Source organism: Pseudomonas sp. NFACC02, from assembly GCF_900110765.1.
Classification (GTDB): domain Bacteria; phylum Pseudomonadota; class Gammaproteobacteria; order Pseudomonadales; family Pseudomonadaceae; genus Aquipseudomonas.
The window spans coordinates 1-2,597 of the sequence record NZ_FOEO01000090.1 but is presented as its reverse complement, the minus strand read 5'-3'; the positions used below and the strand labels follow the sequence as shown (position 1 = coordinate 2,597).

Annotated in this window: 2 protein-coding genes and 1 pseudogene; all 3 read left to right on the top strand. The window is 56.4% G+C overall.

Annotated elements, in window-relative coordinates; genetic code table 11:
- The coding region (locus BMY73_RS27695) for an RHS repeat-associated core domain-containing protein (protein WP_139214303.1) at positions 1 to 948 on the top strand (948 nt) is incomplete at its 5' end.
- Positions 949 to 970: 22 nt separating this feature from the next.
- The gene (locus BMY73_RS27690; protein ID WP_092411108.1) at positions 971 to 1,318 is read left to right on the top strand and encodes a hypothetical protein; all 348 of its coding nucleotides are present in this window, start codon (positions 971 to 973) and stop codon (positions 1,316 to 1,318) included.
- A gap of 311 nt (positions 1,319 to 1,629) precedes the next feature.
- Positions 1,630 to 2,597, top strand: a pseudogene (locus tag BMY73_RS27685) (RHS repeat domain-containing protein); the annotation flags it as partial.

Below are 2,597 nucleotides of genomic sequence, written 5' to 3'. Positions count from 1 at the left end.
GGCCTGGAGATCCGCACGAACACGGCGACGGGCGAAGTGCTGCACGTCATCACCGTCACCGCGGGCCGCAGCGATGTGCGGGTGTTGCACTGGCAGGCCGGAAAGCCGGAGTCCCTGGAAAACGATCAGGTCCGCTACAGCCTTTCTGACCATCTGGGCTCCAGCACACTGGAACTGGATGCCGAGGCGCAACTGATCAGCCAGGAAATCTATTATCCGTATGGCGAGACGGCGTGGTTCGCTGGACGTAACGAGGTTGAGGTCAACTACAAGACGATTCGTTACTCGGGCAAGGAGCGGGATGCAACGGGGCTTTATTACTACGGTTTACGGTATTACGCGCCGTGGTTGATGCGGTGGATAAATCCGGATCCGGCGGGCGCTATAGATGGCATGAATGTATACCGCATGGTGAGTGGTAACCCGATGAATCGAGTGGACGATAATGGGTTAACGGGGCGTGCTCCGCCCCCCATCCCGGAACGTCCACGTTCAACCCTGCCACGAGGTGGTCCTCCTCCAGTCCCCGACCGCCCACCTTCTTCTATTCGGCGGGGCGCGCTCCCCAACGCGCCCTCCCAGGCCGTGTCGGATTCGCGTATACAGAACGTCCCCCAACATATGCCCGCTCCCCATGTAAGGCTAGTCTTGGGGCCTGAGCCGCTAACGTTCAGCCAATTAAGAGACGTGTCCAGCGGCTACACAACTTGCGTGGTTGCGCTTGAGGGCAACGAGTGGGCTGTTCACAAAGACTATTCTTCGATGGTCGCATGGGATGAGGCGGGGGTGCGCCGACAAAAATTAGGGGCGCGCAATGAAGTCTTTGCGTATGAGTTCAGCAAGAAATTGAACCTGAATCTTGTTCCTGCGACCGTATTACGGCCTGGCAATGACAGAGAGGTTTTTTTCACGTTATGTACATCCCCCACGAGAGACACCCGCTTTTGACCGCAGACGCTCAAAGCTCTACGTGTTTGATTTTCTCTTGAATGCACGTGACCGGCTCGACGATGGGCGGCATGCCAATACAGTGTTTGATGAAGCGGGTAACCCTTTTGCGATTGATCATGAGCTGATCCTTGAGCCCGGCTATGAGGCAATAAAGGCCTCTAGCCTCAGTGATGAGCACATCGACTTATTCGTAGCGAACCCTGAGACGAGAGCGACTCTGCTATCTGAGGACTGGGGGGATTTTTTTGAACGGTATATGCCAAAGGATCACCTTTTTGATTCGAAGGAGGAGATCGATCGTCGTAAATCATCGAAAGCAGAGTTTCTGAGTCGGATTTCTTTGGTCAGGGCGAGAGTGGGCACGTGAGAGATAAGTGAACTCGGCAGTCTTGTGCTTTGACGGAAAGGCCCTAACCTCCGGACAACGACAAAAAAGTCCCACCCACCCTCTGCGGATGGGGAATACGCATAGAGCGGGCTACAAGGTGAAGGTGCGGATCGTGGTTCGTCAACCGTTGCATATGCGCACGACTGACGGCATCTCACTCGCCCCGCAACGATTTAGCCTTAAATGAGTCACTGCAACGGATTGCAACCGCCATGTCTGATCCGGATAGCTTAAATGCTCACACCTCGACGCTTGCCGTTGTTGACCCGCGCGGCTTGCCGGTTCGATCCGTGTCTTTCCACCGTGCGCTGGCGGGCGGGGCGGTTTCCGATCGGGTTGATCGCTCGGCTTTCGATGTCGTTGGTCGTTCGATCAAGCGTTGGGATTCGCGGCTTGGAGACCTACTGGACAATGCGCAAGAGCGTGCAGCCAATCTGAGGTCTGTCCATTCACTGAAAGGAAGGGCGCTATTCGTTGACAGCGTGGATGCCGGGTGGAGCGCTGAGTTGTTAAACGACGCGGGGCAACGCGATCACTATTGGAACGCGCGCGGTCATTGGCAACGCATGGAATACGACTCGTTGCTGCGCCCGTCAGCCGTTTTCGAAGGGGATGACTCTGTTGGATGTTGCGTCGAGCGGCTTGCCTATGGCGGCGCCAACGAAACGTTGGCCAACCACTGTGGCCAGTTGATTCGGCATGACGATTTAGCCGGTTCGGTGACTAATCGAGTGTTCAGTTTGACGGGCGAGGTGACCGAGCAGACGCACAGGTTCTTGAAAGACCTCAGCGTGCCGGACTGGTCTGATGTGGTGGCTGAACGAGACGACTTGCTGGAGCCGGGAGAGGGAGCCAAATCGTCCTGGCGTTTTGGACCGTTGGACGACGCACTTGAACAGACCGATGCGATGGGCAATGTTCAGACATTTGCGCACACCGTGGCGGGACAACTCAAGTTCACAGGATTGCAATTGCCAGGGCAGCCTGCGCAAACGCTGGTCAGCGATATCGACTATGACGCTCAGGGCCGCATCCAGTCCGAAACGGCCGGCAACGGCATCGTGACGGCCCTTGATTACGATCCTGTCGATGGCCGCTTGATCAGGTTGCGCGCTGACAACGGTCTTATTCAGGACCTGAATTACGCCTACGACCCGGTCGGTAATGTCCTGAGCATCGAGGACCTGGCCCAACCCATTCGCTACTTCGCCAACCAGCAAGTTGAACCGCTGCGCACATTTGCCTACGACACGTTGTA